21 protein-coding genes and 1 other RNA gene are annotated in these 25,277 nt (G+C 67.4%); 21 read left to right on the forward strand and 1 reads right to left on the reverse strand.

The window, feature by feature from the left end:
- Positions 1–152 precede the first annotated feature (152 nt).
- The 19 genes from IV112_RS12265 to IV112_RS12355 all read left to right on the forward strand — a co-directional run bounded on the left by IV112_RS12265 (position 153) and on the right by IV112_RS12355 (position 21,742).
- Positions 153–2,651 (forward strand): putative bifunctional diguanylate cyclase/phosphodiesterase, encoded by a 2,499-nt coding sequence (locus tag IV112_RS12265; RefSeq protein WP_304003778.1) that lies wholly within the window; start codon positions 153–155, stop codon positions 2,649–2,651.
- 42 nt (positions 2,652–2,693) lie between these two features.
- An RNA gene (gene rnpB / locus IV112_RS12270) (RNase P RNA component class A) lies at positions 2,694–3,096 on the forward strand.
- Between the two features lie 345 nt (positions 3,097–3,441).
- The gene (gene mraZ / locus IV112_RS12275) at positions 3,442–3,894 is read left to right on the forward strand and encodes a division/cell wall cluster transcriptional repressor MraZ (RefSeq protein ID WP_019919286.1); all 453 of its coding nucleotides are present in this window, start codon (positions 3,442–3,444) and stop codon (positions 3,892–3,894) included.
- A gap of 192 nt (positions 3,895–4,086) precedes the next feature.
- Positions 4,087–5,001: a 16S rRNA (cytosine(1402)-N(4))-methyltransferase RsmH gene (rsmH, locus tag IV112_RS12280; RefSeq protein ID WP_020163729.1), complete on the forward strand. Its 915-nt coding sequence runs from the start codon at positions 4,087–4,089 to the stop codon at positions 4,999–5,001.
- Position 5,002: 1 nt separating this feature from the next.
- Complete coding sequence (gene ftsL, locus IV112_RS12285) at positions 5,003–5,278, forward strand: cell division protein FtsL (RefSeq protein ID WP_024300597.1); 276 nt, start codon at positions 5,003–5,005, stop codon at positions 5,276–5,278.
- Complete coding sequence (locus IV112_RS12290; protein ID WP_304003779.1) at positions 5,275–7,041, forward strand: peptidoglycan D,D-transpeptidase FtsI family protein; 1,767 nt, start codon at positions 5,275–5,277, stop codon at positions 7,039–7,041. The genes ftsL and IV112_RS12290 overlap by 4 nt, the downstream gene beginning before the upstream one ends.
- Positions 7,038–8,531 (forward strand): UDP-N-acetylmuramoyl-L-alanyl-D-glutamate--2,6-diaminopimelate ligase, encoded by a 1,494-nt coding sequence (locus IV112_RS12295; protein ID WP_304003780.1) that lies wholly within the window; start codon positions 7,038–7,040, stop codon positions 8,529–8,531. The genes IV112_RS12290 and IV112_RS12295 overlap by 4 nt, the downstream gene beginning before the upstream one ends.
- Positions 8,528–9,925: a UDP-N-acetylmuramoyl-tripeptide--D-alanyl-D-alanine ligase gene (locus IV112_RS12300; protein ID WP_304003781.1), complete on the forward strand. Its 1,398-nt coding sequence runs from the start codon at positions 8,528–8,530 to the stop codon at positions 9,923–9,925. The genes IV112_RS12295 and IV112_RS12300 overlap by 4 nt, the downstream gene beginning before the upstream one ends.
- Positions 9,915–11,003, forward strand: a complete 1,089-nt coding sequence (mraY, locus tag IV112_RS12305) for a phospho-N-acetylmuramoyl-pentapeptide-transferase (protein WP_304003782.1) — start codon at positions 9,915–9,917, stop codon at positions 11,001–11,003. Before IV112_RS12300 ends, mraY begins: the two co-directional genes overlap by 11 nt.
- 220 nt (positions 11,004–11,223) lie before the next feature.
- Positions 11,224–12,615 carry a UDP-N-acetylmuramoyl-L-alanine--D-glutamate ligase gene (gene murD / locus IV112_RS12310; RefSeq protein ID WP_304003783.1) on the forward strand — a complete coding sequence of 464 codons (1,392 nt, stop codon included), beginning with the start codon at positions 11,224–11,226 and terminating at the stop codon, positions 12,613–12,615.
- Positions 12,612–13,772, forward strand: coding sequence for a putative lipid II flippase FtsW (ftsW, locus tag IV112_RS12315; RefSeq protein ID WP_020163721.1), 1,161 nt, complete (start codon positions 12,612–12,614; stop codon positions 13,770–13,772). Before murD ends, ftsW begins: the two co-directional genes overlap by 4 nt.
- Positions 13,769–14,842 carry an undecaprenyldiphospho-muramoylpentapeptide beta-N-acetylglucosaminyltransferase gene (murG, locus tag IV112_RS12320; RefSeq protein WP_304003784.1) on the forward strand — a complete coding sequence of 358 codons (1,074 nt, stop codon included), beginning with the start codon at positions 13,769–13,771 and terminating at the stop codon, positions 14,840–14,842. The genes ftsW and murG overlap by 4 nt, the downstream gene beginning before the upstream one ends.
- Positions 14,839–16,236 carry a UDP-N-acetylmuramate--L-alanine ligase gene (murC, locus tag IV112_RS12325; protein ID WP_019919296.1) on the forward strand — a complete coding sequence of 466 codons (1,398 nt, stop codon included), beginning with the start codon at positions 14,839–14,841 and terminating at the stop codon, positions 16,234–16,236. The genes murG and murC overlap by 4 nt, the downstream gene beginning before the upstream one ends.
- Positions 16,233–17,159 (forward strand): D-alanine--D-alanine ligase, encoded by a 927-nt coding sequence (locus IV112_RS12330; protein WP_304003785.1) that lies wholly within the window; start codon positions 16,233–16,235, stop codon positions 17,157–17,159. The genes murC and IV112_RS12330 overlap by 4 nt, the downstream gene beginning before the upstream one ends.
- Positions 17,152–17,952, forward strand: coding sequence for a cell division protein FtsQ/DivIB (locus tag IV112_RS12335; RefSeq protein WP_304003786.1), 801 nt, complete (start codon positions 17,152–17,154; stop codon positions 17,950–17,952). Before IV112_RS12330 ends, IV112_RS12335 begins: the two co-directional genes overlap by 8 nt.
- A complete protein-coding gene (gene ftsA / locus IV112_RS12340; RefSeq protein WP_304003787.1) occupies positions 17,949–19,178 on the forward strand; it encodes a cell division protein FtsA in 1,230 nt (409 codons plus the stop codon). The genes IV112_RS12335 and ftsA overlap by 4 nt, the downstream gene beginning before the upstream one ends.
- A gap of 150 nt (positions 19,179–19,328) precedes the next feature.
- Complete coding sequence (gene ftsZ, locus IV112_RS12345) at positions 19,329–20,492, forward strand: cell division protein FtsZ (protein ID WP_019919300.1); 1,164 nt, start codon at positions 19,329–19,331, stop codon at positions 20,490–20,492.
- Positions 20,493–20,607: 115 nt separating this feature from the next.
- Positions 20,608–21,552 (forward strand): UDP-3-O-acyl-N-acetylglucosamine deacetylase, encoded by a 945-nt coding sequence (lpxC, locus tag IV112_RS12350; protein ID WP_304003788.1) that lies wholly within the window; start codon positions 20,608–20,610, stop codon positions 21,550–21,552.
- 7 nt (positions 21,553–21,559) lie between these two features.
- A complete protein-coding gene (locus IV112_RS12355; protein WP_019919302.1) occupies positions 21,560–21,742 on the forward strand; it encodes a hypothetical protein in 183 nt (60 codons plus the stop codon).
- Here the strand turns inward: IV112_RS12355 and IV112_RS12360 are convergent.
- Positions 21,732–22,172, reverse strand: a complete 441-nt coding sequence (locus tag IV112_RS12360; RefSeq protein ID WP_304003789.1) for a DciA family protein — start codon at positions 22,170–22,172, stop codon at positions 21,732–21,734. The genes IV112_RS12355 and IV112_RS12360 overlap by 11 nt on opposite strands.
- Positions 22,173–22,193: 21 nt before the next feature.
- Here IV112_RS12360 and IV112_RS12365 point away from each other — a divergent pair, with 21 nt between their 5' ends.
- Together IV112_RS12365 and secA are read left to right on the forward strand one after the other, a co-directional pair.
- Positions 22,194–23,162 carry a M23 family metallopeptidase gene (locus IV112_RS12365; protein WP_304003790.1) on the forward strand — a complete coding sequence of 323 codons (969 nt, stop codon included), beginning with the start codon at positions 22,194–22,196 and terminating at the stop codon, positions 23,160–23,162.
- A 133-nt stretch (positions 23,163–23,295) separates the two neighbouring features.
- Positions 23,296–25,277 (forward strand): preprotein translocase subunit SecA (gene secA, locus IV112_RS12370; RefSeq protein WP_304003791.1); only part of this gene is annotated, 1,982 nt, incomplete at its 3' end.

Here is a 25,277-nt window from a genome sequence, read left to right on the forward strand (position 1 = left end):
ACGGCTGCCGACCGGCGAATCTTGAGCCTTGGCCGGAACGGCCGGACGATGTGAACGGCATCACGGACTGCAGCCGGGTCCGGCGCATGAAATCGCCATGCACGATGCGCGCCGAAGCGCCAACGCGCTAGACTGCCTATCAGCATCAGGACATGCAGGAGGCGCATTTGCCGTCCGCCGACACCCCGCAGCCCAAACAGATCCCGAACGACAGACGCCTGCGCCACCGCATGGATGCGAATGCGCGCAGCCTGTCGCCTGGTAATCGCCTGTTCCTGCTGTGGCCGTTGATCGCCATCGTGCTGTTGCTGCTGGCGCTGGCCGCGCTGAGCATGGAAATCATGTCCGGCGCCCGCGCCTATGTCAGCGGCGAGAGCCTGTGGAGCAAAGGGCAGAAGGCGGCGGTGATGCACCTGCTCGATTACGTCGCCTCGGGCGACCAGGCCGACTACGCCGACTACCGCCGCAACATCGGCGTCACGCTCGGTGACCGCCGGGCACGCGAAGCGCTCGACCGACCGGACCCTGACCGCGCCGCCGCAGCCGAAGGCTTCCTCGATGGCGGCAACGACGCGGGCGACGTGCCCAGCCTGATCCGCCTGTTCGTCTGGTTCCGCTGGGCGCCACCGATGCGCGAGGCAATCGATCTGTGGACCGAAGGCGACCGGCTGATCGGCGAGATCGACACCGTGGCGCGCGTGGCCCACGGCCAGATCAGCGGCGGCGGCCTGACGGCCGACGAGCGCACGGTGCTGACGATGCGCGTGCGCCAGCTCGATGACGAACTGGAGTCGGTGGCCGTCCGCTTCTCATGGACGCTCGGCGACATTTCGCGCCGCATACACCGCGGCCTGAATGTCGCCATGCTGGTGGTCAGCAGCCTGTCGCTGGTCGTCGGCGTGATGTTGACGCGACGCATGCTGCGCGAGTCGCAGCAGGTCGAACTCGATCTGCGAACGAGCGAAGCCAGCCTGCGTGAGGCTCAGCGCCTCGCCGAAGTGGGCAGCTGGTCGCACCGCGTCGATCGTGGGCAGACCGAGTGGTCGGACCAGGCGCGGCGCATGCTGGGAGGCGAGGACGGCGGCTGGATGCCCGCGTGGGGCGACTATCTCGACCGCATCGCCGATGCCGATCGCGGTCGCATCGAAGCGGCATGGAAGGCGGCGCGCAGCGAGGGCCGGCCGTATGAGGCCGAGTACCGCATCCAAGTCCCCGGTCGCGGCCAACGCTGGATACACGAGCGCGGCAATCCGGTCAGCGACGCCAGCGGCGAGGTGGTCGTCATCGACGGCACGGTGATGGACGTATCCAAACGCCGCGACGCGGAAGAGCGCGTCCGCCAGCTCGCCCACTACGACGAGCTGACCGGCCTGCCCAACCGCACCCTGTTCCAGATCGAACTGCAGCGCGCGCTGGTCGCCGCACACGCGCTGGACACGCGGCTCGCGCTGATGTTCATCGACCTCGACCGCTTCAAGATCATCAACGACACGCTGGGGCACGACGCCGGCGATCTGGTGCTGGTCGAGGTGGCGCAGCGCCTGCGCGCCTCGCTGCGCGACACCGACATCGTCGCCCGCCTGGGCGGCGACGAGTTCGTCGTGCTGATCGAAGGCATCGAAGCCAACAGCGAGGCCGCAGCCGTTGCGCAGAAGGTGCTCGAACAGATCGGTCGTCCGATCGCCATCGACGAGCGCGACTACTCGGTCACCGCCAGCGTCGGCATCAGTCAGTACCCGACCGACGGTCAGGACGTGCAGACCCTGCGCAAGAACGCCGATCTCGCGATGTATCGCGCCAAGGAAAAAGGTAAGAACCAGTACGAGTTCTACTCCGTATACATGAGCCGGCGCTCGTCGCAGCAGCTGGCGCTGGAGGCGGATCTGCGCCAGGCACTGGAACGCGGCGAACTGGTCGTGCATTACCAGCCGCGGGTGCGCGTGGCAGGCGGCGCGGCACGTATCGTCGGCTGCGAGGCGCTGCTGCGCTGGCAGCACCCGCAGCGCGGCCTGCTGCCGCCCGGCCAGTTCGTAGGCATTGCGGAGGAAACCGGCCTCATCGTGCAGATCGGCCTGTGGGTGCTCGAAACCGCCTGCCGCCAGAACGCCGCGTGGCGTCAGGCCGGGCTGCCACCGATCAGCGTGTCGGTCAATGTATCGGCCCGTCAGCTGGGCGATCGCGGCTTTGCCGACCAGGTCGGCCGCGTGCTCGAACACAGCGGCATGGCGGCTGACGCGCTGGAGCTGGAAATCACCGAAAGCCTGCTGATGGATCACCCCGAGCGTTCGGTCAAGCTGCTGCATGCGCTCAACGCGCTCGGCGTGCGCATTGCCATCGACGATTTCGGCACCGGCCACTCGTCGCTCGCCTACCTGAAGCGTTTCCCGATCGACTGCATCAAGATAGACCGCGCCTTCGTCGCCGATCTGCCCGACGAGACGGACGCCTGTTCGATCGCCCGCGCCATCGTCGCGCTGGCGCACAGCCTGCAGCGGTCAGTCGTGGCGGAGGGCGTCGAGACCGCGGCGCAGCGCGACTTCCTGCTGCAGCAGGGCTGTGACGAGTTCCAGGGCTTCCTGTTCAGCGCAGCGGTAGACGCCGACACCTTCGCGACGCTGCACAAGGCGGCGGCCGAGCCGGTAAACGCCTGATAGTCCGGGACTGCAGGTTGCGGTGCGGTAGAATCCGCGCCGGAAGTCCGCCGGGCAACCGCGGCGCGCAAGCGCGGAGGAAAGTCCGGGCCCCGCAGAGCAGGATGCCGGCTAACGGCCGGGCGCAGCAAGCCGCGTGAAAGCGCGGCCCAAGGCGACGGAAAGTGGAACAGAAAACATACCGCCGATGGCCGCAAGGCACAGGCAAGGTTGAAATGGTGCGCCTTCGGGCGGGCGGCAACGCCGGGTAAGAGCCCACCGCGTGTGCGGCAACGTGCACGGCATGCAAAACCCCATCCGGGGCAAGGCCAAATAGGGAAGCCATGACGCGGCTCGCGTCGCTTCCGGGTAGGCTGCTCGAGCGGCGTGGTAACACGTCGCCCAGATGAATGGTTGCCGGTGCGTTCGCGCACAACAGAACCCGGCTTACAGGCGGACTTCCACTCCTGCCCGGTCCGTCTCCCGCATTTCCCCCACTCGGCTGCACACCCGCCCCACTTTCGTCCACTTCGCCCCACGAACCGGCATGGCGCGGGCATTTGCTCACACCCCACATTCAGTTCATTTTCTATCCCATTAAAAACAAAGGGTTTTTATTTCACGACTTTGTGGAATATTACCGCTAAGTCCTTGTTGCAGAAATAGATTTGGCGCATTCCAGCTATTGACCACCCGCTGCTTGATGGCTAAAGTGGAGCAATATTGGATAAGAAGTGGAGTGATTGTGGGAAAGACAACTCTGACCGCCACTCCAGCCCGTCGCTGCTGACGGGCTCACACGGGCACGCGCATGTTCTACGGGACGACCCGCCTCACCATGGATGACAAGCACCGCATCGTCATCCCCGCTCGTCCGCGCAAGAAGCTGATGGACATGTGCGAGGGCGAGGTGGTGATGACGGCGCGCACCCGCGAGCACATCCTTCTCTATCCGCTGCCCGAATTCGAGGCCCTGCTCGCCCGCCTCGACCAGCTGCCCGACCTCGATCAGGCCAGCAACGATTTCAAGCTCAGCTTCACCGCCAATGCGCGCGACGAATCCATCGATCGCGCCGGCCGCCTGCTGCTCGGCGCCGACCTGCGCGAACGCGCCGGCCTGACCAAGGGCGTCATGCTGGTCGGCCGCGGCAACCGCTTCGAACTGTGGGACGAAGGCCGCTGGAACGCCGAGGCCGCTGCACGTGACGCCCGCGAGGGCGCAGTGCCCCTGCCGTCTGAAGTCATCAGTTCCTTCAGGCTCTGAGAATGTTGCCCCCACGCTCACTTCGTTCGCTGCCCCCCGAGGGGGCTGCGCTCGCCCTTGGGACGGCCCGGCGGGCGGCTGTCGTGCCCCCACGCTCACTTCGTTCGCTGCCCTCCGACGGCGCTACGCCTGCACATTGGGCGGCCCGGCGGGCGGCGCTTCCTTCCTCGCAGAAGTTCGGGCGGGGTTGAGATGGAACACATCCCCGTACTGCTCGCCGAGGCGCTCGACGCACTGGCGGTGCGTCCCGATGGCGTTTACGTCGATGGCACCTTCGGTCGCGGCGGGCACAGCCGCGCGCTGCTCGCGCGCCTGGGTCCAGGCGGCCGGCTGATCGCGCTCGATCGCGATCCGTCCGCCATCGCAGCCGGCCAGGCCATCACCGACCCGCGTTTCACGCTGGTGCACGCGCGCTTCGCGGAAATGGGTGCAGTACTCGAACAACTGGGCGTGCACGGCGTGGATGGCGTGCTGCTCGATATCGGCGTGTCGTCACCGCAGCTCGACGAAGCTGCGCGCGGCATGAGTTTCAGGCAGGACGCACCGCTGGACATGCGCATGGACACCAGCCGGGGCGAAACAGTGGCGCAGTGGCTCGCCCGCGCCGACGAAGCAGACATCAGGGAGGTCATCAGGGACTATGGCGAAGAACGGTTTGCTTCAGCGATTGCAAAGGCGATTGTTGCTGCTCGGAGCGAGCGGCCTGTCGACACCACATACCAGCTTGCCCAGATCGTGGCGGCCGCTGTCCGCACGCGCGAGGCGGGCCAGCATCCGGCGACGCGCAGCTTTCAAGCTCTACGGATTTTCATCAATCAGGAGCTTGAAGAGCTGTCGCTAGTGCTGCCGCAGGCGCTGGCTGCGCTCAGACCGGGCGGCCGGCTGGCGGTGATTTCCTTCCACTCGCTGGAAGACCGCATCGTCAAGCGCTACATGGCCGACCAGGCCTCGCCGCCGCAGCCACCGCGCAACCTGCCGCTGCGTGCCGACCAGCTGCCGAAGCCAACGATGAAACTGATCGGCCGCTTCCGCGCCGGCAACGACGAAGTCGCGCGCAATCCGCGCGCGCGCAGCGCCACGCTGCGCGTGGCCGAGAAGGTGGCCTGACGTGCTGCGCCTGAACTTCGTGCTGATCGCCACGCTGGTCATCAGCGCCATCGCGCTGGTGTCGTCGCAGCACCGCTCGCGCGCGCTGCACACCGAACTCGAACGCGAGCTCACCCGCATGCGGGTACTCGAAACCGAGTGGGGCCAGCTGCAGATCGAACAGGGCTCGCTGGCCGCGCACGCGCGCATCGCCGGTCTGGCCGAATCCAAGCTCAAGATGCGCGCGCCGGAACGCGACCGCGTCATCGTCATCGACCCCTCCGAGGCCGGACAATGAAGTTCGCCCACAACCCGCTGCTCGCCGAACTGCTGCCCGCCTGGCGCGCCCGCCTGATGCTGGTGGTCATGATGGCGCTGTTCGGTGGTCTGGTTGCCCGCGCCTTCTGGCTGCAGGTGGTGAACGACGAGTTCTATCAGCGCAAGGGTGAGGAACGCTTCTCGCGTGTACTGCCGACCCCGGCCTCGCGCGGCCGTGTGCTCGACCGTAACGAACAGGTGCTGGCGATGAGCACCCAGGTGTCGGCCATCGTCGCCGAATCGCGCCCGACGCGTACCGACGCCAAGGCCAACCCGCGCGACATCGGCGCCGAGAAGCTCACGCCGGCGCAGATCCGCCAGCTGGCCGAACTGCTGGGCATGGATCATCGCGAGGTCGCGCGCAAGATTCCGGAAAACAGAGGGCGCAGCTACCTGAAGCGTCAGGTGCCGCCAGACGTCGCGAAACAGGTGCTGGCGCTGAAACTGCCGGGCATCCGCTCGGAGCCCGAGTACCGCCGCTACTACCCGCACGGCGAGGTCAGCGCGCACGTAGTCGGCTTCACAGGCATGGACGACAACGGTCTCGAAGGCATCGAACTGGCGATGAACCGGCCGCTCACCGGCAAGGTCGGTTCGCGGCGCGTGATCACCGACGCCCGCCGCAACGTGGTCGAGGACGTCGAGGTACTGGCGCCGCCGCGCGACGGCGGCGACGTGCGGCTGGCCATCGATACCCGTCTGCAGTTCCTGGTGCACAGCCGGCTCAAGCAGGCGGTCAGCGAACACAAGGCGCGCGCCGGCAGCGCCGTGGTGGTCGATTCGCGCACCGGCGAAGTGCTGGCGCTGGCCAACTGGCCCACCTACAACCCGAACAACCGCGAACAGCTGTCCGGCCCGCCGCTGCGCAACCGCGCCTTCACCGACACCTACGAACCCGGTTCGACGATCAAGCCCTTCATCGCCGCGATGGCGCTGGAGAGCGGCCGCTACACCTTCGACACACCCGTCGACTGCGCCGGCAAGCTCACTTTCGGCCGCCACTCGATCGGCGACGCACACCCGCACGGCACGCTCAGTCTGGCCGAGGTGATCCAGAAGTCGTCGAACATCGGCGTCGCCAAGATCGCCGGCACCTTCAAACCGTCGGAAATGTGGCAAACGTACGATCAGCTCGGCTTCGGTTCGCCGCTGCGTCTCGGTTTCCCTGGTGAGGCGGGCGGCCGCCTGCGCCCGGCAGCGAACTGGAAGCCGGTCGAGCAGGCCACGATGTCCTACGGCCACGGCATGTCGGTCACGCTGATGCAGATGGCGCGCTCCTATCTCGTGTTCGCGCGCGACGGCGACCTGATTCCGCTGTCGCTGACCCGCGTCGACACGCCGCCGATCAACGGCCTGCAGGTGTTCTCGGCACAGACCGCACGCGAAGTGCGCCGCATGCTCGAAATGGCTGCCGGTGCCGGCGGCACCGCACCGAAGGCACAGATTCCGGGTTACCGCGTCGCCGGCAAGACCGGTACCGCGCACAAGCTCGAAGGCGGCAGCTACGCGAACAAGTACATCGCGTCCTTCGTCGGCTTCGCGCCGGTGTCCGACCCGCGCTACATCGTCGCGGTGATGATCGACGAACCGTCCAACGGCGTGCACTACGGCGGTCAGGTCGCCGCCCCGGTGTTCTCCGACATCATGAATGCAACGCTGCGCGCCACCGGCGTACCGCCGGACGCGCCGGTGCCCGTGCTGCAGATGGCGCGCAACAGCGCCACCGGCAAGGAGGGCTGGTGAGCACCGGCCGCTCCTCCGCCGTCATCGCCCGCGTACGCGACACGCTGTCGCGCCGCGGCGTCGTGCCGCGCGCGCTGCGCGCCGATTCGCGTCACGTGAAAGCGGGCGACCTCTTCTTCGCTCTGCCCGGCCAGCGCACCGACGGTCGTCGCTTCATCGACGCCGCCATCGAACGCGGTGCCTGCGCGGTGCTGTGCGAAGCGGGCGCTACGTCGACAGACGCCGCAGTACCCGTGATCGAGGTCGATTCGCTGCGCAGTCACGCCGGCGCGCTGGCCGACGATCTGCTCGATCGTCCCTCCGCCGCGCTCCATGTGATCGGCATCACCGGCACCAACGGCAAGACCTCGGTCAGCCAGTGGGTCGCCCAGGCCATGGACCTGCTCGGCACGCGCTGCGGCGTCATCGGCACGCTGGGCAGCGGCCTGCCCGGCCAGCTGTCGGAATCGCTCAACACCACGCCGGACGTGGTCAGCGTGCACCAGACTCTGGCCGACCTGCGTGCCGCGGGCGCCAGTGCGTGCGCGATGGAAGTGTCGTCGATCGGGCTCGACCAGGGACGCATCGACGGCGTCCGGATCCACACTGCGGTGTTCACCAACCTGACCCGCGACCACCTCGACTATCACCCGGACATGCAGCATTACGCGGCCGCGAAGGCCACCCTGTTCTCCCACCCCGGCCTGCGTGCCGGGGTAATTAATACCGACGACGCTTTCGGCCGCTCGCTGGCCGGCGAAGTCGCCGCGCGGCTGCCGGTCACCGGCTGCGCGCTCGACGCCGAGTTGCCGCAGGGCGTGCACGGACTGCACGCCCGTAACGCCGATCTGGCGCACGGCCTGCGCTTCGACATCGAGCACGGTAACGAGCGCGCGCATGTCGACGCCGCCCTGGTCGGTCGCTTCAACATCCAGAATCTGCTCGCCGTCACCGGCAGCCTGCTGCATGCCGGCGTATCGCTGGCCGACGCCGCCCGCGTCGCCGGGCAACTGCTGCCGCCGCCTGGCCGCATGCAGCGGCTCGGCGGCCACGGCGAGCCGCTGGTCGTGGTCGACTACGCACACACGCCGGACGCACTGGAGCAGGCGCTGCGCGCGCTGCAGCCGGTGGCCGAAGCGCGGCGCGGCAGGCTGCTGTGCGTGTTCGGCTGCGGCGGCGACCGCGATCCAGGCAAGCGGCCGCTGATGGGGGCCGTCGCCTACGAGCACGCGGCGCGCACCTGGATCACTTCGGACAACCCGCGCAGCGAAAACCCGGACGCCATCCTCGACGACATCGCCGCCGGGCTGCCGGCCTGTGCCGACGTGCTGCGCGAGGTCGATCGCGCGCTCGCGATAGGCGCCGCCATCGCCACCGCCGACGCGCGCGACGTCGTGCTGATCGCCGGCAAGGGACACGAGCACTATCAGGAACGCATGGGCCTGCGCACGCCGTGGTCCGACGCCGACCAGGCCGCCGCCGCCCTCGCCGCCCGCGGAGGCGTGCAATGAGCGCACTATGGAAGGCCTCCGACGTCGCGGCCGCCTGCAATGGCACGTTGAGCGGCCCGGACGTCGACATCGCCGGCTTCTCGACCGACAGCCGTGCGGTGAAGGCCGGCGACCTGTTCGTCGCGCTGCGCGGCGAGCGCTTCGATGCGCATGACTTCATCGCCGACGTGCAGGCAGCGGGTGCGGCCACCGCGGTCGTCGCGTCGGACTGCACACACACCACGGGCACGCTGATCCGCGTTGCCGACACCCGCGCGGCACTGGGCGACATCGCCCGCGCCTGGCGCAGCCGCTTCACGCTGCCGCTGATCGGCGTCACCGGCAGCAACGGCAAGACCACGGTGAAGGAAATGATCGCCGCCATCCTGCGCGCGCACGCGCTCGGCGTCGGCTGGAATCCGGACACGACGGTACTGTCCACGCGCGGCAACCTGAACAACGATGTCGGCGTTCCGCTGATGCTGTTCGGTCTGCGCGACACGCACCGCATGGCGGTGATCGAGATGGGCATGAACCACCCGGGCGAGATCGCCTGGCTGGCCGGCATGGCGAAACCGACCGTGGCGCTGGTGAACAACGCCCAGCGCGAGCACCTCGAATTCATGAACAGCGTGGCCGAAGTCGCACGCGAAAACGGCGACGTGTTCGATGCGCTCGGTGCGGACGGCATCGCCGTGGTCAATGCCGACGACGATTTTGCCGACTACTGGTGCGGACGCAACGCAGCACGACGCGTGCTGCGCTTCGGTCTCGACCACGCCGCCGAAGTCTTCGCCACCGCCACGCCGGAAGGGCTGGGCTACCGTCTCGACCTGCGCGGCGCCTTCGGCACGGCGCGCATCACGCTGCGCGTGCCCGGCCTGCACAACGCGCGCAACGCGCTGTGCGCCGCCACTGCCGCGCTGGCCGCGGGTGCCGACATGGCTGCCGTGGTGTGGGCGCTGAACCGCTTCGAAGGCGTCAAGGGCCGCCAGCAGGTACGCGTCGGACTCGCCGGCAGCACGGTGATCGACGACAGTTACAACGCCAACCCCGATTCCGTGCGCGCCGCCATCGATGTCCTCGCCACCGCAGCGGGCCGGCGCATCCTGGTGCTCGGCGACATGGGCGAGGTCGGAGACCAGGGCCCCGAATTCCACCGCGAAGCCGGCGCCTATGCGCGCGAACGCGGCATCGACGCGCTGCACGCGCTCGGTGAAGCCTCCACGTACGCCGTCGCCGCCTTCGGCACCGGCGCCCTCCACTACGCCGATCACGCCTCGATCGCCGACGCGCTGCGCCCCCTGCTCGACGCCCGCACCACGGTGCTGGTGAAGGGCTCGCGCTTCATGCGCATGGAACGCGTCGCCGAGGCGCTGCTCGCACACACCGGACAGGACAACCATGCTTCTTGAACTTGCCCGCTGGCTGGCGCAGGACATTCGTGCATTCAACGTATTCAACTACATCACGCTGCGCGCAGTGCTGGCGATGATGAGCTCGCTGGCCATCTGCTGGATGTTCGGCCCGATGCTCATCCGCAAGCTGACCGAGTACAAGATCGGCCAGGCGGTGCGCGACGACGGTCCGAAATCGCATCTGACCAAGGCCGGCACGCCGACCATGGGCGGCGCCCTCATCCTGATCGCGCTCGGGGTCACCACGCTGCTGTGGGCCGACCTGTCGAATCGCTACGTCTGGGTGGTGCTCATCGTCACGCTGGGCTTCGGCGCGGTAGGCTGGGTGGACGACTGGCGCAAGGTGGTCCATCGCAATCCGAAAGGCCTGCCGGCCAAACCGAAATTCTTCTGGTCCTCGGTGTTCGCCGCCGGGGCAGCGGTGTACCTCGGCCTGACCGCCCAGGTCCCGGCCCAGCTCGAACTGATCGTGCCCTTCTTCAAGACCGTGGCCTACCCGCTCGGCGCCATCGGCTTCATGGTGCTCACCTACTTCGTCATCGTCGGCACCAGCCACGCGGTGAACCTGACTGACGGCCTCGACGGCCTCGCCACGATGCCGGCGGTGATGGTCAGCGGCGCGCTGGCCATCTTCGCCTACGTCGCCGGCAACGCCGTGTTCTCGCGCTACCTCGGCGTGCCCTTCATTCCGGGCGCCGGCGAGCTGGCCATCTTCTGTGGCGCGCTGTGCGGCGCCGGCCTCGGCTTCCTGTGGTTCAACGCCTACCCGGCCGAAGTGTTCATGGGCGACGTCGGCGCACTGGCGCTGGGCGCCGCGCTCGGCACCGTGGCGGTGATCGTGCGTCAGGAAATCGTGCTGTTCATCATGGGCGGCCTGTTCGTCGCCGAAACGCTGTCGGTGATGATCCAGGTGCTCTACTTCAAGTGGTCCGGCGGCAAGCGCATCTTCCGCATGGCGCCGCTGCACCACCACTACGAGCTCGGCGGCTGGAAGGAAACGCAGGTGGTCGTGCGCTTCTGGATCATCACGCTGATGCTGGTGCTGTTCGGTCTGTCCACGCTGAAGCTGCGGTAATGAGCCTCCTCGGAACCCACGTCCTCGTCCTCGGCCTCGGTGAATCCGGCCTGGAAATGACGACCCCCACGCTCACTTCGTTCGCACAGGGTCGGCTTTGCACAGCCGACCCGCTCGGCCTGCGCTGCGCGTGCGCAGCGAAACCCCGGCCTCGCCCCCGCCGAGGGGGCTGCGCTCGCCCTTGGGGCGGCCCGGCGGGCGACGCGATGGAGGCGCGGAAGTGAGTCTCCTTGGCACCCACGTCCTCGTCCTCGGCCTCGGTGAATCCGGCCTGGCCATGGCACGCTGGTGCGCCCGCCAGGGCGCCGAGCTGCGTGTGGCCGACAGCCGTGCCGCGCCGCCCGGACTCGATGCGCTGGCACGCGACATTCCGGCGGCCGAGCTGCGCTGCGGGCAGTTCGACGACAGCCTGCTCGACGGCATCGCGCTGCTCGCGCTGTCGCCCGGCCTGGCCCCGCACGAACCGCTGGTGCAGGAAGCGAAGCGCCGCGGGATCGAAGTGGTCGGCGAGATCGAACTGTTCGCGCGTGCACTGCGCGACCTCGGCTGGCGTGAGCGTACGAAGGTGATCGCCATCACCGGCACCAACGGCAAGACCACCACCACCACCCTGACCGGCGCGCTGTGCCGCGCCTGCGGCCTCGCCACCGAGGTGGCCGGCAACATTTCGCCGGCCGCGCTCGACGCGTTGATGCGCGTGCTCGACGCCGGTGCGGTGCCCGATGCCTGGGTGCTCGAACTGTCGAGCTTCCAGCTCGAAACGACCGACACGCTGGACGCCGATGCAGCCACCGTGCTCAACGTGACGCAGGACCATCTCGACCGTCACCCGGGCGGCATGCCGGCCTACGCGGCCGAGAAGGCACGCATCTTCGGCGCGCACACGGTGCAGGTGCTGAACCGCGACGACCCGTGGGTGGTCGCGATGCGCCGCGCCAGCGCGCGCGCCATCGGCTTCGGCGACGGTGAACCGACCACCGGCGACTACGGACTGGCCGAGCGCGATGGCTGCACCCAGCTGATGCGCGGCACGCTGCCGCTGCTCGCGCTTGACGAGATGAAACTGGCCGGCCGCCACAACGCACACAACGCGCTGGCCGCGCTCGCGCTGTGCGAGGCGATCGGCCTGCCACTGGAGCGCTGCGTCACCGCACTGCGTGACTTCGCCGGCCTGCCGCATCGCGTCGAAACCGTGCTCGACACGGCCGGCGTGCGCTTCATCGACGATTCCAAGGGCACCAATGTCGGCGCCACGGTGGCCGCGATCGAAGGTCTCGGCCGACCGCTGATCATCATTCTCGGCGGCGACGGCAAGGGTCAGGACTTCGCGCCGCTGGGCCCGGTGTGCGCACGCCATGCACGCTTCTGCGCGCTGATCGGGCGCGACGCGCCGGCCATTGCCGAGGTGCTCGCGGCCCACGGCGTCCCTCACCGCAGCTTCGCCACGCTGGAAGAAGCCACCCGCGCCGCCTTCGCCGCGGCGCAGTCGGGCGACGCCGTGCTGCTGTCCCCGGCCTGCGCCAGCCTCGACATGTTCCGTAACTACGCACACCGCGCCGAGGTGTTCATCGCCGAAGCGCGTCGCATCGCGGCCGAAGGAGTGCGCTCATGAGCGGCAGCATGCGACTTGATTCGTCGCGCTTCGGCGAATCGCCGAAGCCGGCCGAACTCGACCCCTGGCTGCTGTGGCCGGCAGTCGCCCTGCTGCTGATCGGCCTCGTCATGGTGTACTCGGCGTCGATCGCCGTTGCCGACAGCAGTCGCTTCACCGGCAACAAGCAGGAGTTCTTCCTGATCCGCCAGGCGGTGTTCCTCGCCATCGGCGGCGTCGCGGCGCTGATGGCCTTTCAGGTGCCGATCCGCACCTGGCAGGCGTGGTCGATGTGGCTCTTCCTCGGCGGCATCGTGCTGCTGGTGCTGGTGATGATTCCGGGCATCGGCAGCGTCGTGAACAACTCGCGCCGCTGGATCAATCTCGGCCCGGTGAACCTGCAGCCGTCCGAACTGGTAAAGCTGTTCACCGTGCTCTACGCCGCCAGCTACATCGTGCGCCGGCTGCCCGAGATGCATTCCTTCCGTCGCGCTTTCGTGCCGATGACCCTGGTCATCCTGCTGGTCGGCGCGCTGCTGGTGGCCGAGCCCGATTACGGCGCATTCGTCGTCATCGTGCTGATCGCCTTCGGCATGCTTTTCCTCGGCGGCATCAACGGCAAGCTGTTCTTCTCGCTGGGCGTGGTGGCGCTGGTCGGCTTCGCGCTGATCATCCGCTTCAATGAACTGCGCTGGGGCCGCTTCATTGCCTTCCTCGATCCGTTCAACAACGACCCGCTGGGCAAGGGCTACCAGCTCACGCACTCGCTGATCGCCTTTGGCCGCGGCGAGTGGTTCGGCGTCGGCCTCGGCGGCAGCGTCGAAAAGCTGCTCTACCTGCCCGAAGCGCACACCGACTTCCTGCTGGCGGTGATCGGCGAGGAACTGGGGCTGGTCGGCGTGGCAACCGTGATCGGCCTGTTCGCGCTGGTGGTGCACCGTGCCTTCGCCATCGGCCGGCGCGCGCTGCTGCTCGAACGCGCCTACGCCGGGCTGGTCGCCCAGGGCGTCGGCATCTGGTTCGGCGTGCAGGCCTTCATCAACATGGGTGTGAACGTGGGCATCCTGCCGACCAAGGGGCTGACGCTGCCGCTGATGAGTTACGGCGGCTCCGGCATCCTGGTCAATTGCGTCGCGCTGGCCATCCTGCTGCGCATCGACTGGGAGAACCGGCGATGAGCGGCACCGCACTCATCATGGCCGGCGGCACCGGCGGTCACATCTACCCCGGCCTCGCGGTGGCCGACGAACTGCGTGCGCGCGGCTGGCGCATCGTCTGGCTGGGCAACGCCGACGGCATGGAAGCGCGCATCGTGCCGCCGCGCGGTTACGAACTGCAGTGCATCCGCTTCACCGCGCTGCGCGGCAAGGGCCTGCTGCGCAAGCTCATGCTGCCACTCAATCTGCTGCGCGGTTTCTGGCAGGCGCTCGGCGTGCTCGGCCGCGTGAAGCCGCAGGTGGTGCTGGGCCTCGGCGGCTACGTCACCTTCCCCGGCGGCATGATGGCCGCACTGCGTGGCATTCCGCTGGTGCTGCACGAACAGAATTCGGTCGCCGGACTGGCCAACCGCGTACTGGCCGGCGTTGCCGACCGCGTGCTCGGCGGTTTTCCGGATGCGCTGTCGAAGGCCGAGTGGACGGGCAACCCGGTACGCGCCGACATCGCCGCACTGCCGGCGCCGGCCGAGCGTTTCGCCGGCCGCAGCGGTCCGCTGAACATCCTGGTCGTCGGCGGCAGTCTGGGCGCCCAGGTGCTGAATGACACGGTGCCGCAGGCACTGGCGCAGATTCCCGACGGCGAGCGCCCGCAGGTGATCCACCAGGCCGGCGAACGCAACATGCCAGCGCTCGAAGCGGCCTACGCGGCAGCGGACGTGCGCGGCACGCTGCAGCCCTTCATCCAGGACATGGCCGGCGCCTACGCGCAGGCCGACCTGGTCATCTGCCGCGCCGGCGCACTCACCGTCGCCGAACTGGCGGCGGCCGGCGTCGCCTCGGTGCTGGTGCCGCTGCCGCACGCGGTCGACGACCACCAGACGGGCAACGCGCGCTTTCTCGCCGACGCCGGAGCGGCTGAACTGATGCCGCAGACGGCGCTGAATGCCCGCTCGCTGGCCACCCTCATCCGTTCGCTCGACCGCGCCCGCCTGCTCGACATGGCACAGCGCGCGCGCGCGCTGGCGCGACCCGGCGCGACGGCCCAGGTAGCCGACATTTGCGCAGCACTCGCGCGAGGACAACAGAAATGAAACACAAGATCAGCCACATCCATTTCATCGGTATCGGCGGATCCGGCATGAGCGGCATCGCCGAAGTCCTGCTGAACCAGGGTTACGTGGTCAGCGGTTCGGACATTGCCGACAACGCGGTCACCCGCCGCCTCGCCGCGCTCGGCGCGCGCGTCGTGCAGGGCCACGCGGCCGACAACATCGCCGGCGCCGACGCGGTGGTCACCTCGACCGCGGTCAGCGCCGACAATCCGGAAGTCGTGCGTGCACGTGAGCGGCAGATTCCCATCGTGCCGCGTGCGCAGATGCTGGCCGAGCTGATGCGCATCAAGCAGGGTGTGGCGGTCGCCGGCACCCACGGCAAGACCACCACCACCTCGCTGATCGCCAGCTGCCTGGCCGAGGGCGGGCTAGACCCGACCTTCGTCATCGGCGGCCGGCTCAACTCGGCCGGCGCCAATGCGCGCCTGGGCACCGGCGAGTTCCTGGTGGCCGAAGCCGACGAGTCCGACGCGTCCTTCCTGTTCCTGTCGCCGGTGGTGTCGGTCGTCACCAATATCGACGCCGACCACATGGACACCTATGGCCACGACTTCTCGAAGCTGAAGCAGGCCTTCGTCGACTTCCTTAACCGTCTGCCCTTCTACGGCGTTGCGGTGCTGTGCGCCGACGACGCGAATGTGCGCGAGATCATTCCGCAGGTGCCGAAGCAGATCATCCGCTACGGCCTCGATCCGAACGCCCAGGTGCGCGCCGAGAACGTGCGCGCCGACGGCACCCGCATGCTCTTCGACGCGGTACGCGTCAATGGCACGACCACCCGCATTCCGGTCGAACTGAACCTGCCCGGACTGCACAACGTGCGCAACGCGCTGGCCGCCATCGCGGTGGCCAACGAGGTCGGCGTGTCCGACGACGCCATCGTCCGCGCGCTCGGCGAATTCAAGGGCGTCGGTCGCCGCTTCACCCGCCACGGCGAGATCGCGCTGCCGGCCGGCGGCAGCTTCACGCTGGTCGATGACTACGGCCACCACCCGGTCGAAATGGCCGCCACGCTCGAAGCGGCGCGCGGCGCCTACCCCGGCCGCCGCATCGTGCTGGCCTTCCAGCCGCACCGCTACACGCGTACCCGCGACTGCTTCGAAGACTTCGTGCGCGTGCTGTCGGGCGCCGACGCGGTGGTGCTGACCGAAGTCTATGCCGCCGGCGAAGCGCCCATCGTCGCCGCCGACGGCCGCGCGCTGGCGCGCGCGCTGCGCGTCGCCGGCAAGGTCGAGCCGGTATTCGTCGAAGACATCAACGCGTTGCCGCAGACCCTGCTCGACACCGTGCGCGACGGCGACGTCGTGCTCGGCATGGGCGCCGGCTCCATCGGGCAACTGCCCGCCAAATTCGCACAGGACATCCAGAAATGAGTACCCACGACACCGCCGCACTGGGCAAGGTCGCCGTGCTGTTCGGCGGCAGCTCCGCCGAACGCGAAATTTCCATCATGTCGGGCAGCGCGGTGCTGGCCGCGCTGCAGGAACAGGGCATCGATGCCCACGCCTTCGACCCGGCGGAACGCGATCTGTGGGAACTGAAGCGTGACGGCTTCGACCGCGCCTTCATCGCGCTGCACGGCCGCGGCGGCGAGGACGGCACGATACAGGGCGCCCTCGAATGCCTCGGCATTCCCTATACCGGCAGCGGCGTGATGGCCTCGGCCATCGGCATGGACAAGTGGCGCACGAAGATGGTTTGGCTGTCGGCCGGCCTGCCGACGCCGCGATACAAGCTGCTGCACGCCGGCAGCGATTTCCGCGCCGTGGCGAACGAACTCGGCTTGCCGCTGTTCGTGAAGCCGGCGCGCGAAGGCTCCAGCGTCGGCGCCACCAAGGTCATCCGCATCGAGGATCTGGAAGGCGCCTACGAGAAGGCAGCGCGCTGCGATCCGCTGGTACTGGCCGAACAGTTCATCAGCGGCCGCGAGCTGACCGCGCCCTTCCTCGGCGACATGGCACTGCCGCTGATCCGTATCGAAGCGCCGCAGGGCAACTACGACTACCAGAACAAGTACTTCACCGACGACGTGAAGTACCACTGCCCGAGCGGGCTCGACGCCGACCTCGAACAGGAGATCCAGGATCTGGTCATGCGCGCTGCGCGGCTGATCGACTGCCGCGGCTGGGGCCGCGCCGACCTGATGCTGGGCGAGGACGGCCGCCCCTGGCTGCTCGAAATCAACACCTCTCCGGGCATGACTTCGCACTCCTTGGTGCCGATGGCCGCACGTGCGGTCGGCATCGAGTTCGGCGAACTGTGCCTGCGCATCCTGGAGTCGGCCCGCCTTGGCTAAAAAGCCCTCAGCGCGCAACAAGGCCACGCAGCGCCGCGATGACGGCGGCCTGTGGGACAGCCCGCGCGCGCTGACGATGATCGCCGACGTGATCCTGCTGCTGGCGAGTGCGGCGATCGGCTATGCGCTGGTGATCATGGTCACCCGCATGCCGGTGCTGCCGCTGCAGTCGGTGACGCTGACGCGCGCACCGGCCAACGTGAGTGCCGCGCAGATCGAGGACGCTGCGCGGCGCGCCGTCACCGGCAGCTTTCTCACCACCGACATCGAGCGCGCACGCACCGTGTTCGAAAGCCTGCCCTGGGTGCGCCACGCCACGGTGCGCCGGGTGTGGCCCGGTTCGCTGGAAATCGACATCGAGGAGCACGTCGCGGTCGCGCGCTGGTGGGTGCCGCCGAACGTGCCGGCACGCATGGTGAATGCCCAAGGCGAACTGTTCGTGGCCGAACACGAAGCTGCGCTGCCGCTGTTCATCGGACCGGACGAGGACTCGGCCAGCATGCTGGCTCGCCACCTTGAGTGGAGCGATCTGCTGGCGCCGATGGAGCGGCAGATCAGCAAACTCGTGCTGACGCGCCGCCAGGCCTGGCAGTTGCAGCTCGACGACGGAACGCGGCTCGAACTCGGTCGCGAGGAGGAAAAGTCGCCGATCGCCGAACGGCTCGCGCGCTACGTCAATACCCAGCCGGAAATCCTGCGCCGCGGCGCGCAGAAAGTGATCTACGCCGATCTGCGCTATCCGAACGGCTACGCAATACGAATGAGCAGCACTGAACACCAGGACAGACCATGACAAGAGACAGCAAGGACCTCATCGTCGGCCTCGACATCGGCACGTCGAAAATCTCGGCCGTCGTCGCACAACTCGGCAGCGACGGGCGACTCGACATCCTCGGCCTCGCGACCCAGGAGGCGCAGGGCCTGAAGAAGGGTGTCGTGGTCAACATCGAAGCCACCGTCGATTCGATCTCGCGCGTGATCCAGGAAGTCGAGTTGATGGCCGACTGCAAGGTGCGCGAAGTATTCACCGGCATCGCCGGCAGCCACATCCGCAGCTTCAACTCCAATGGTGTGGTCGCCATCAAGGACAAGGAAGTCACCCGGCTCGACCTCGAACGCGTGGTCGAAACCGCGCGCGCGATGCCCATTCCGGCCGATCAGGAAATCCTGCACACGCTGACCCAGGAATTCATCATCGACGGGCAGGACGGGGTGCGCGAGCCGATAGGCATGAGCGGCAAGCGGCTCGAAGTGCGTGTGCATATCGTGACCGGCGCCGTGTCGGCGGCGCAGAACATCATCAAGTGCGTGCGCCGCTGCGGCCTCGAAGTGGTTGACCTCGTGCTGCAGCCGCTGGCTTCCAGCCAGGCCACGCTGTCGGAGGACGAAAAGGATCTGGGCGTCTGCCTGATCGACATCGGCGGCGGCACCACCGACATCGCCATCTTCACCCAGGGCGCGATCCGCCACACGGCGGTCATCCCGATCGCCGGCGACCAGATCACCAACGATATCGCGATGGCCCTGCGCACGCCGACCGCCGAGGCGGAAGACATCAAGCTGCGCTACGGCGTGGCGATGTCGGCACTGGCCGACGCCGAGGACATGATCGAAGTGCCGGGCATCGGCGACCGCGGCCCGCGCCGCATGTCGCGTCAGGCACTGGCCGACGTGATCGAGCCGCGCGTGTCGGAGCTGTTCGAACTGGTGCAGGCCGAGCTGCGACGCAGCGGCTACGAGGAATTGCTGTCGTCCGGCGTGGTGCTGACGGGCGGCAGCTCAACCATGCGCGGCATGGCGGATCTGGCAGAGGACGTGTTCCACCTGCCGTCGCGCGTCGGGGTGCCGGAGTGCAGCGGCAACCTTGCCGACGTGGTGCGGCATCCGCGCTACGCGGCGGCGATCGGACTGGTGATGGAAGGCGCTGCGCAGCGTCGTCGCGGACAGGTTGCGCGCGAAACGAGGAACGTCCGTCAGGTGCTGGCCAACATGCGCTCCTGGTTCGAAAGAAATTTCTGAAATTCGGGACGCAAACGGCATCTACGGCATGCGTTGCACTAAGTTTAGTCGTATACTTGCGCGCAATCACTAAATCTAGTGGTGGCGCGCGTTTTGTAGCCATAAGAGCCTTCAGGCTCGGAGGCGTTCGTGGAAAACAGGAGGGCGGATATGTTCGAGATTCTCGACAAGGAACCGGTGGGTGCAGTGATCAAGGTGATCGGCGTCGGTGGAGCCGGCGGCAACGCGGTTGATCACATGATCCGTGAAGGTGTGAACGGCGTCGAATTCATCGCCGCCAACACCGACGGCATGGCACTCACCCGCAACCTCGCCCCGGTCAAGATCCAGCTCGGCAAGAACGGCCGCGGCGCCGGCGCCAAGCCCGAAGTCGGCCGCACCGCCGCCGAGGAATACCGCGAACACATCGCCGACCAGCTGCGCGGTGCCGAGATGGTGTTCATCACCGCCGGCATGGGCGGAGGCACCGGCACCGGCGCCGCCCCCATCGTCGCGGAAGTGGCGAAGGAGATGGGCATCCTGACCGTCGCCGTCGTCACCAAGCCCTTCGATTACGAAAACCGGATGCGCGCCGCTGAATCCGGCATCGACGAACTCGCCCGCCACGTCGACTCCCTCATCGTCGTGCTGAACGAGAAGCTGATGGAAGTCCTCGGTGAGGACGCCAGCCTGGAAGACGGTTTCAAGGCTGCCGACAACGTGCTGCGCAATGCCGTCGGCGGCATCGCCGAAATCATCAACATCCCGGGCCTGGTGAACGTCGACTTCCAGGACGTGCGCACGGTGATGGGTGAGATGGGTCGCGCGATGATGGGCTCGGCCGAAGCCGCCGGCATGGACCGCGCACGCATCGCTGCCGAACAGGCTGTCGCCAGCCCGCTGCTCGAAGGTGTCGAACTGTCCGGCGCGCGTGGCGTGCTGGTCAACATCACGGCCAGCCGCTCGCTGAAGATGAAGGAAGTGAAGGACGCGATGGAAACCGTGCGTGCCTTCGCCGCCGAAGGCGCCCACGTCATCTTCGGTACGGTGTTCGACGACTCGATGGAAGACCGCCTGCGCGTGACCGTGGTCGCCACCGGCCTCGGCGCCCCGCGCGCGATGAGCAGCAAGCCGCCGATGACCATCATCCGCACCGGCACCGACGACGTCGCGATGCCGGCCGCCGCGATGGGCACCGACTACTCGCACCTCGACATCCCGGCCGTGATGCGCGGCCGCGGTGGCCGCACCGCGTCGAGCGCGGTCGAAGCCATGCGCGCCAACGGCGTCGAAACGCTGGATATTCCGGCCTTCCTGCGCAAGCAGGCGGACTGATACCGGCCGTGCTGCACCCGTCCGGCCGCCCGGCCGGACGGATACGCCCTGTTACAGGGGCGTGACGCGGAGGTGAGGTAAACTTGAACTTTCGCTTTCAGTCGTCCTGTCTGCCATGATCCGGCAACGCACCCTCCGTTCCATCGTCCGCGCCACCGGCGTCGGCCTGCACTCCGGCCTCAAGGTCAATCTCGAGCTGCGCCCCGCCCCGGCGGATACCGGCGTCATGTTCCGGCGCGTCGATCTGACGCCGCCGGTCGAACTGCGTGCCGACGCGCACGCCGTCGGCGACACGCGCCTGGCCTCCTGCATCGGCCGTGAAGGCGCCACGATCTCGACGGTCGAGCACCTGATGTCGGCGCTTGCCGGTCTCGGCGTCGACAACGTGTTCGTCGATGTCGACGCGCCCGAACTGCCCATCATGGATGGCTCGGCCTCCACCTTCGTCTACCTGATCCAGCAGGCCGGCATCGTCGAGCAGGCAGCGGCGAAGAAGTTCGTCCGCGTGCTGCAGACGGTCGAGGTGAAGGACGGCGACAAGTGGGCGCGTCTCGACCCGTACGAAGGTTTCAGCCTGGAATTCTCGATCGAGTTCCGACACCCGGCGATCGAGCGTACCGGCACCCAGGTCAAGGTCGATTTCGCCCATCAGTCCTACATCGACGACGTCGCCCGTGCGCGCACCTTCGGCTTCATGCACGAAGTCGAATACCTGCGACAGAACGGTCTCGCCCAGGGCGGCAGCCTGGAGAACGCGATCGTGATGGACGAGTACCGCGTGCTCAACAGTGACGGCCTGCGTTACGCCGACGAATTCGTCAAGCACAAGGTGCTGGACGCCATCGGCGACCTGTACATTCTCGGCCACCCGCTGCTTGCCGCCTTCAGCGCGCACAAGTCCGGCCACGCGCTGAACAACGCGCTGCTGCATGCGTTGCTGGCGCAGGAGGGTGCCTGGGAGTGGGCGAGCTTCGACCAGCCGGCACAGACGCCGTCCGCGGTGTCGCACCAGTACCGTCCGCTGGCCGACGACGCCGGCTCGGCGCCCGCCTTCGCCTGAGCGGCACGTGCTCATCCTGCGCCTGATCGGCATCCTGCTGATCATCACCGTCGGCGCATCGTTTCTCGGCTATGTGCTGACGCGAGACCCGCGTTACCTGAATTTCGCCTGGACGCTGCTCCGCTACGCGGTCATCGCGACGCTGGGCATCCTCGCACTGTTCCTGCTGGAACGCGTGATCATCCTTTAGCTTTGGCGCGCGCGACCAGCAGCTCCAGCGCACTGCGCAGCGCGCTCGACGGGTCGAGCGCCGCGGCCCCGGAAAGCAGTTCCCGACGCGCCGATTCGCTGACCGGCCGGGGTGCAACGGGCGCAGTAATCCGAGGCGGATCAAATGCTTGCACCTTCACCCTGACTTCGGTAACCTCGCCGCAACTTTCCTGCAGTGCCAGCCTTGCGCTGGGCAGCAACTGCTTCAGCCGGTGGGCAACAGCGCCAGACGAAGCGCTGACCACCACGACACCCTGCTTCACGTTCAGCACCCGACTGACCTGCGTCAGTTCGGTTGGCAGGAATTTTTCGTAGGCTCTCTGCACGCGGGCGATCTGTCTGACGTGCGACGCCAGATTTGCCAGCGAGTCCTGTGCATTGAGATGGTCGTGCAGGCGACGGGCAGACATAAGAAGACTTAGGGAGCGGATGTGCAGATTATTCTGGTTTCCGACCGCCTGACAACCGCCAAGGCCATCACCATCCGGCCGTGGCACCTCGCAGGCGCACTGTTCGCCTTCACGGTACTCGTTTTCATGCTCGCCTCGGCGTTCTCGTTCATCACGCTGAAGCACGCCAGCGAGTGGCGACTGCCGGTGATCGACGAACTGATCACCGCAGCGCGCAACGAGGAAATCCAGCGCAGCGAACAGTTCGTACGCGAGAATCTGAACACGATGGCGGTCAAGCTCGGGCAGATGCAGGCCCAGCTGATACAGCTCGACACGCTGGGCACCCGGCTGGCCAAGCTCGCCGGCGTCAAGGCACCCGAACCCGTCGTGAACAGCGCACCGCCCGGTCGCGGTGGCCCGCTGATCAACGAGAACACGCTGTCGGCGGACGAACTCGAAGCGCAGATGAAGCAGTTCTCCGATCTGCTGGCGCAGCAGGACGACTACCTCGGCGTGATCGAATCGGAACTGCTGCTCGATCAGGCCACCCTGTCGCTGGTGCCGTCCACGCTACCGGTCAATGGCGGCACCTGGAACGCCTCCGGTTTCGGCTGGCGCATCGATCCATTCAACGGCTCGCGTGCGATGCACGAGGGCGTCGACTTCGTCGCCGAGGTGGGCACGCCCATCATCGCCGCGGCAGCGGGCGTCGTGACCACGGCCAGTTTCCATCCGCAGTACGGCAATATGGTCGAGATCGATCACGGGCGCGATCTGGTCACCCGCTACGCGCACGCCAGCAAGTTGCTGGTCGCGCCGGGCACGCTGGTACGCCGCGGTCAGAAGATCGCCGAGGTCGGCAGCACCGGTCGCTCGACCGGGCCGCACCTGCACTTCGAAGTGCGCGTCAAGGACGTCGCGCAGAACCCCAACCGTTTCCTCGAACTGGCGCGCAAGGCGCTTCCCGCGAATGCGCGGCAGGCATCCGCCGATAGCCACGCGCACTGAAACCGGGCCACCTCGGGCAAGCCTCCCGCAGCGCCGGCCCGGCGCCCCCGCCGTCACAGGGCTGCCAACGGGCACATGCTAGAATCGCTGTCTTTTCCGCCATCGGTTTGCCCGTGCCGGGCTTCTGTCTTCGATGATTGCATCCCTGTTCACCAAGCTGTTCGGCAGCCGCAACGATCGCCTGCTGAAGAAATACCGTCCGGTCATCGCCCGCATCAATGCACTGGAATCCGAACTGTCCGGATTGAGTGACGAAGCCCTCACCGGCAAGACCGCCGAGTTCCGGCAGCGTCTGGCCGACGGGCAAACCCTCGACGACCTGCTGCCCGAAGCCTTCGCCGTGGTGCGCGAGGCGAGCAAGCGGGTGCACGGCATGCGCCACTTCGACGTGCAGCTGGTCGGCGGCATCATGCTGCATTCGGGCAAGATCGCCGAAATGCGCACCGGCGAAGGCAAGACGCTGACCGCGACCCTGCCGGTCTATCTGAATGCGCTGTCCGGCAAGGGCGTGCATGTGGTGACGGTGAACGACTACCTCGCCAGCCGCGATGCCGAACAGATGGGCAGGCTCTACGGCTTCCTCGGCATGACGACCGGCGTGAACCTGTCGCGCATGCCGCACGACCTGAAGCAGGCCGCCTACGCCTCGGACATCACCTACGGCACGAACAACGAATTCGGCTTCGACTACCTGCGCGACAACATGGTGTATTCGCAGGGCGAGCGCGTGCAGCGCGGCCTGAACTTCGCCATCGTCGACGAGGTGGACTCCATCCTGATCGACGAGGCGCGCACGCCGCTGATCATTTCCGGTCAGGCCGACGACCACACCGACCTCTATGTGAAGCTCAACGCGGTCGCACCGCTGCTCACGCGCTGCGAGGTCGAGGACGGCCCGGGCGACTACTGGGTCGACGAGAAAGCGCATACCGTGCTGCTGACCGAAGCCGGTCACGAACACGCGGAAGAGATCCTGGTCCAGCACGGCCTGCTCGAAGCCGGCCGCAGCCTGTACGAGCCGGCCAACATCACGCTGGTGCACTTCCTCTACGCCAGCCTGCGCGCGCACAACCTGTATTTCCGCGACCAGCAGTACGTGGTTCAGAACGGCGAAATCATCATCGTCGACGAATTCACCGGTCGTCTGATGCCGGGCCGCCGCTGGTCGGACGGTCTGCACCAGGCGGTCGAAGCGAAGGAAGGCGTGCAGATCCAGGCCGAGAACCAGACGCTGGCCTCGATCACCTTCCAGAACTACTTCCGCATGTACGGCAAGCTCGCCGGCATGACCGGTACCGCCGACACCGAAGCCTACGAATTCCACCAGATCTACGGCCTGGAAACCGTCGTGATCCCGACCCACCGGCCGATGATCCGCAAGGACATGAACGACCTGGTGTATCGCACGGCCAAGGAAAAGTACGCGGCGGTGATCGCCGACATCAAGGACTGCCACGAGCGGGGCCAGCCGGTGCTGGTCGGTACCACCTCGATTGAAAGCTCGGAGCTGCTGTCCGGTCTTCTGAACAAGGAAAAGCTTCCGCACCAGGTGCTGAACGCCAAGCAGCACGAGCGCGAGGCGGAAATCGTCGCCCAGGCCGGCCGGCCGGGCGTGATCACGATCGCCACCAATATGGCCGGTCGCGGTACCGACATCGTGCTCGGCGGCAACGTCGAGAAGCAGGTGCAGGCGCTTGAGCAGGACCAGAGCATGGGCGACGCCGACCGCGCCGCGCGCGTCGAGAAGCTGCGCAGCGAATGGCAGTCCCTGCACGAACAGGTGATCGCCGCCGGCGGCCTGCACATCATCGGCACCGAACGCCACGAATCGCGCCGCATCGACAACCAGCTGCGCGGTCGCTCCGGCCGCCAGGGCGACCCGGGCTCGTCGCGCTTCTACCTGTCGCTGGAAGATCCGCTGATGCGCATCTTCGGCGGTGAACGACTGAACGCCATCATGCTGCGGCTGAAGATGCCGGAGGGCGAGGCGATCGAGCACGCGATGGTGAATCGCTCGCTCGAATCGGCGCAGCGCAAGGTCGAACAGCGCAACTTCGACATCCGCAAGCAGCTGCTCGAATACGACGACGTGTCGAACGACCAGCGCAAGGTGAT

Origin of the sequence: Methyloversatilis discipulorum (genome assembly GCF_018780585.1) — a bacterium.
Lineage (GTDB): Bacteria > Pseudomonadota > Gammaproteobacteria > Burkholderiales > Rhodocyclaceae > Methyloversatilis > Methyloversatilis discipulorum_B.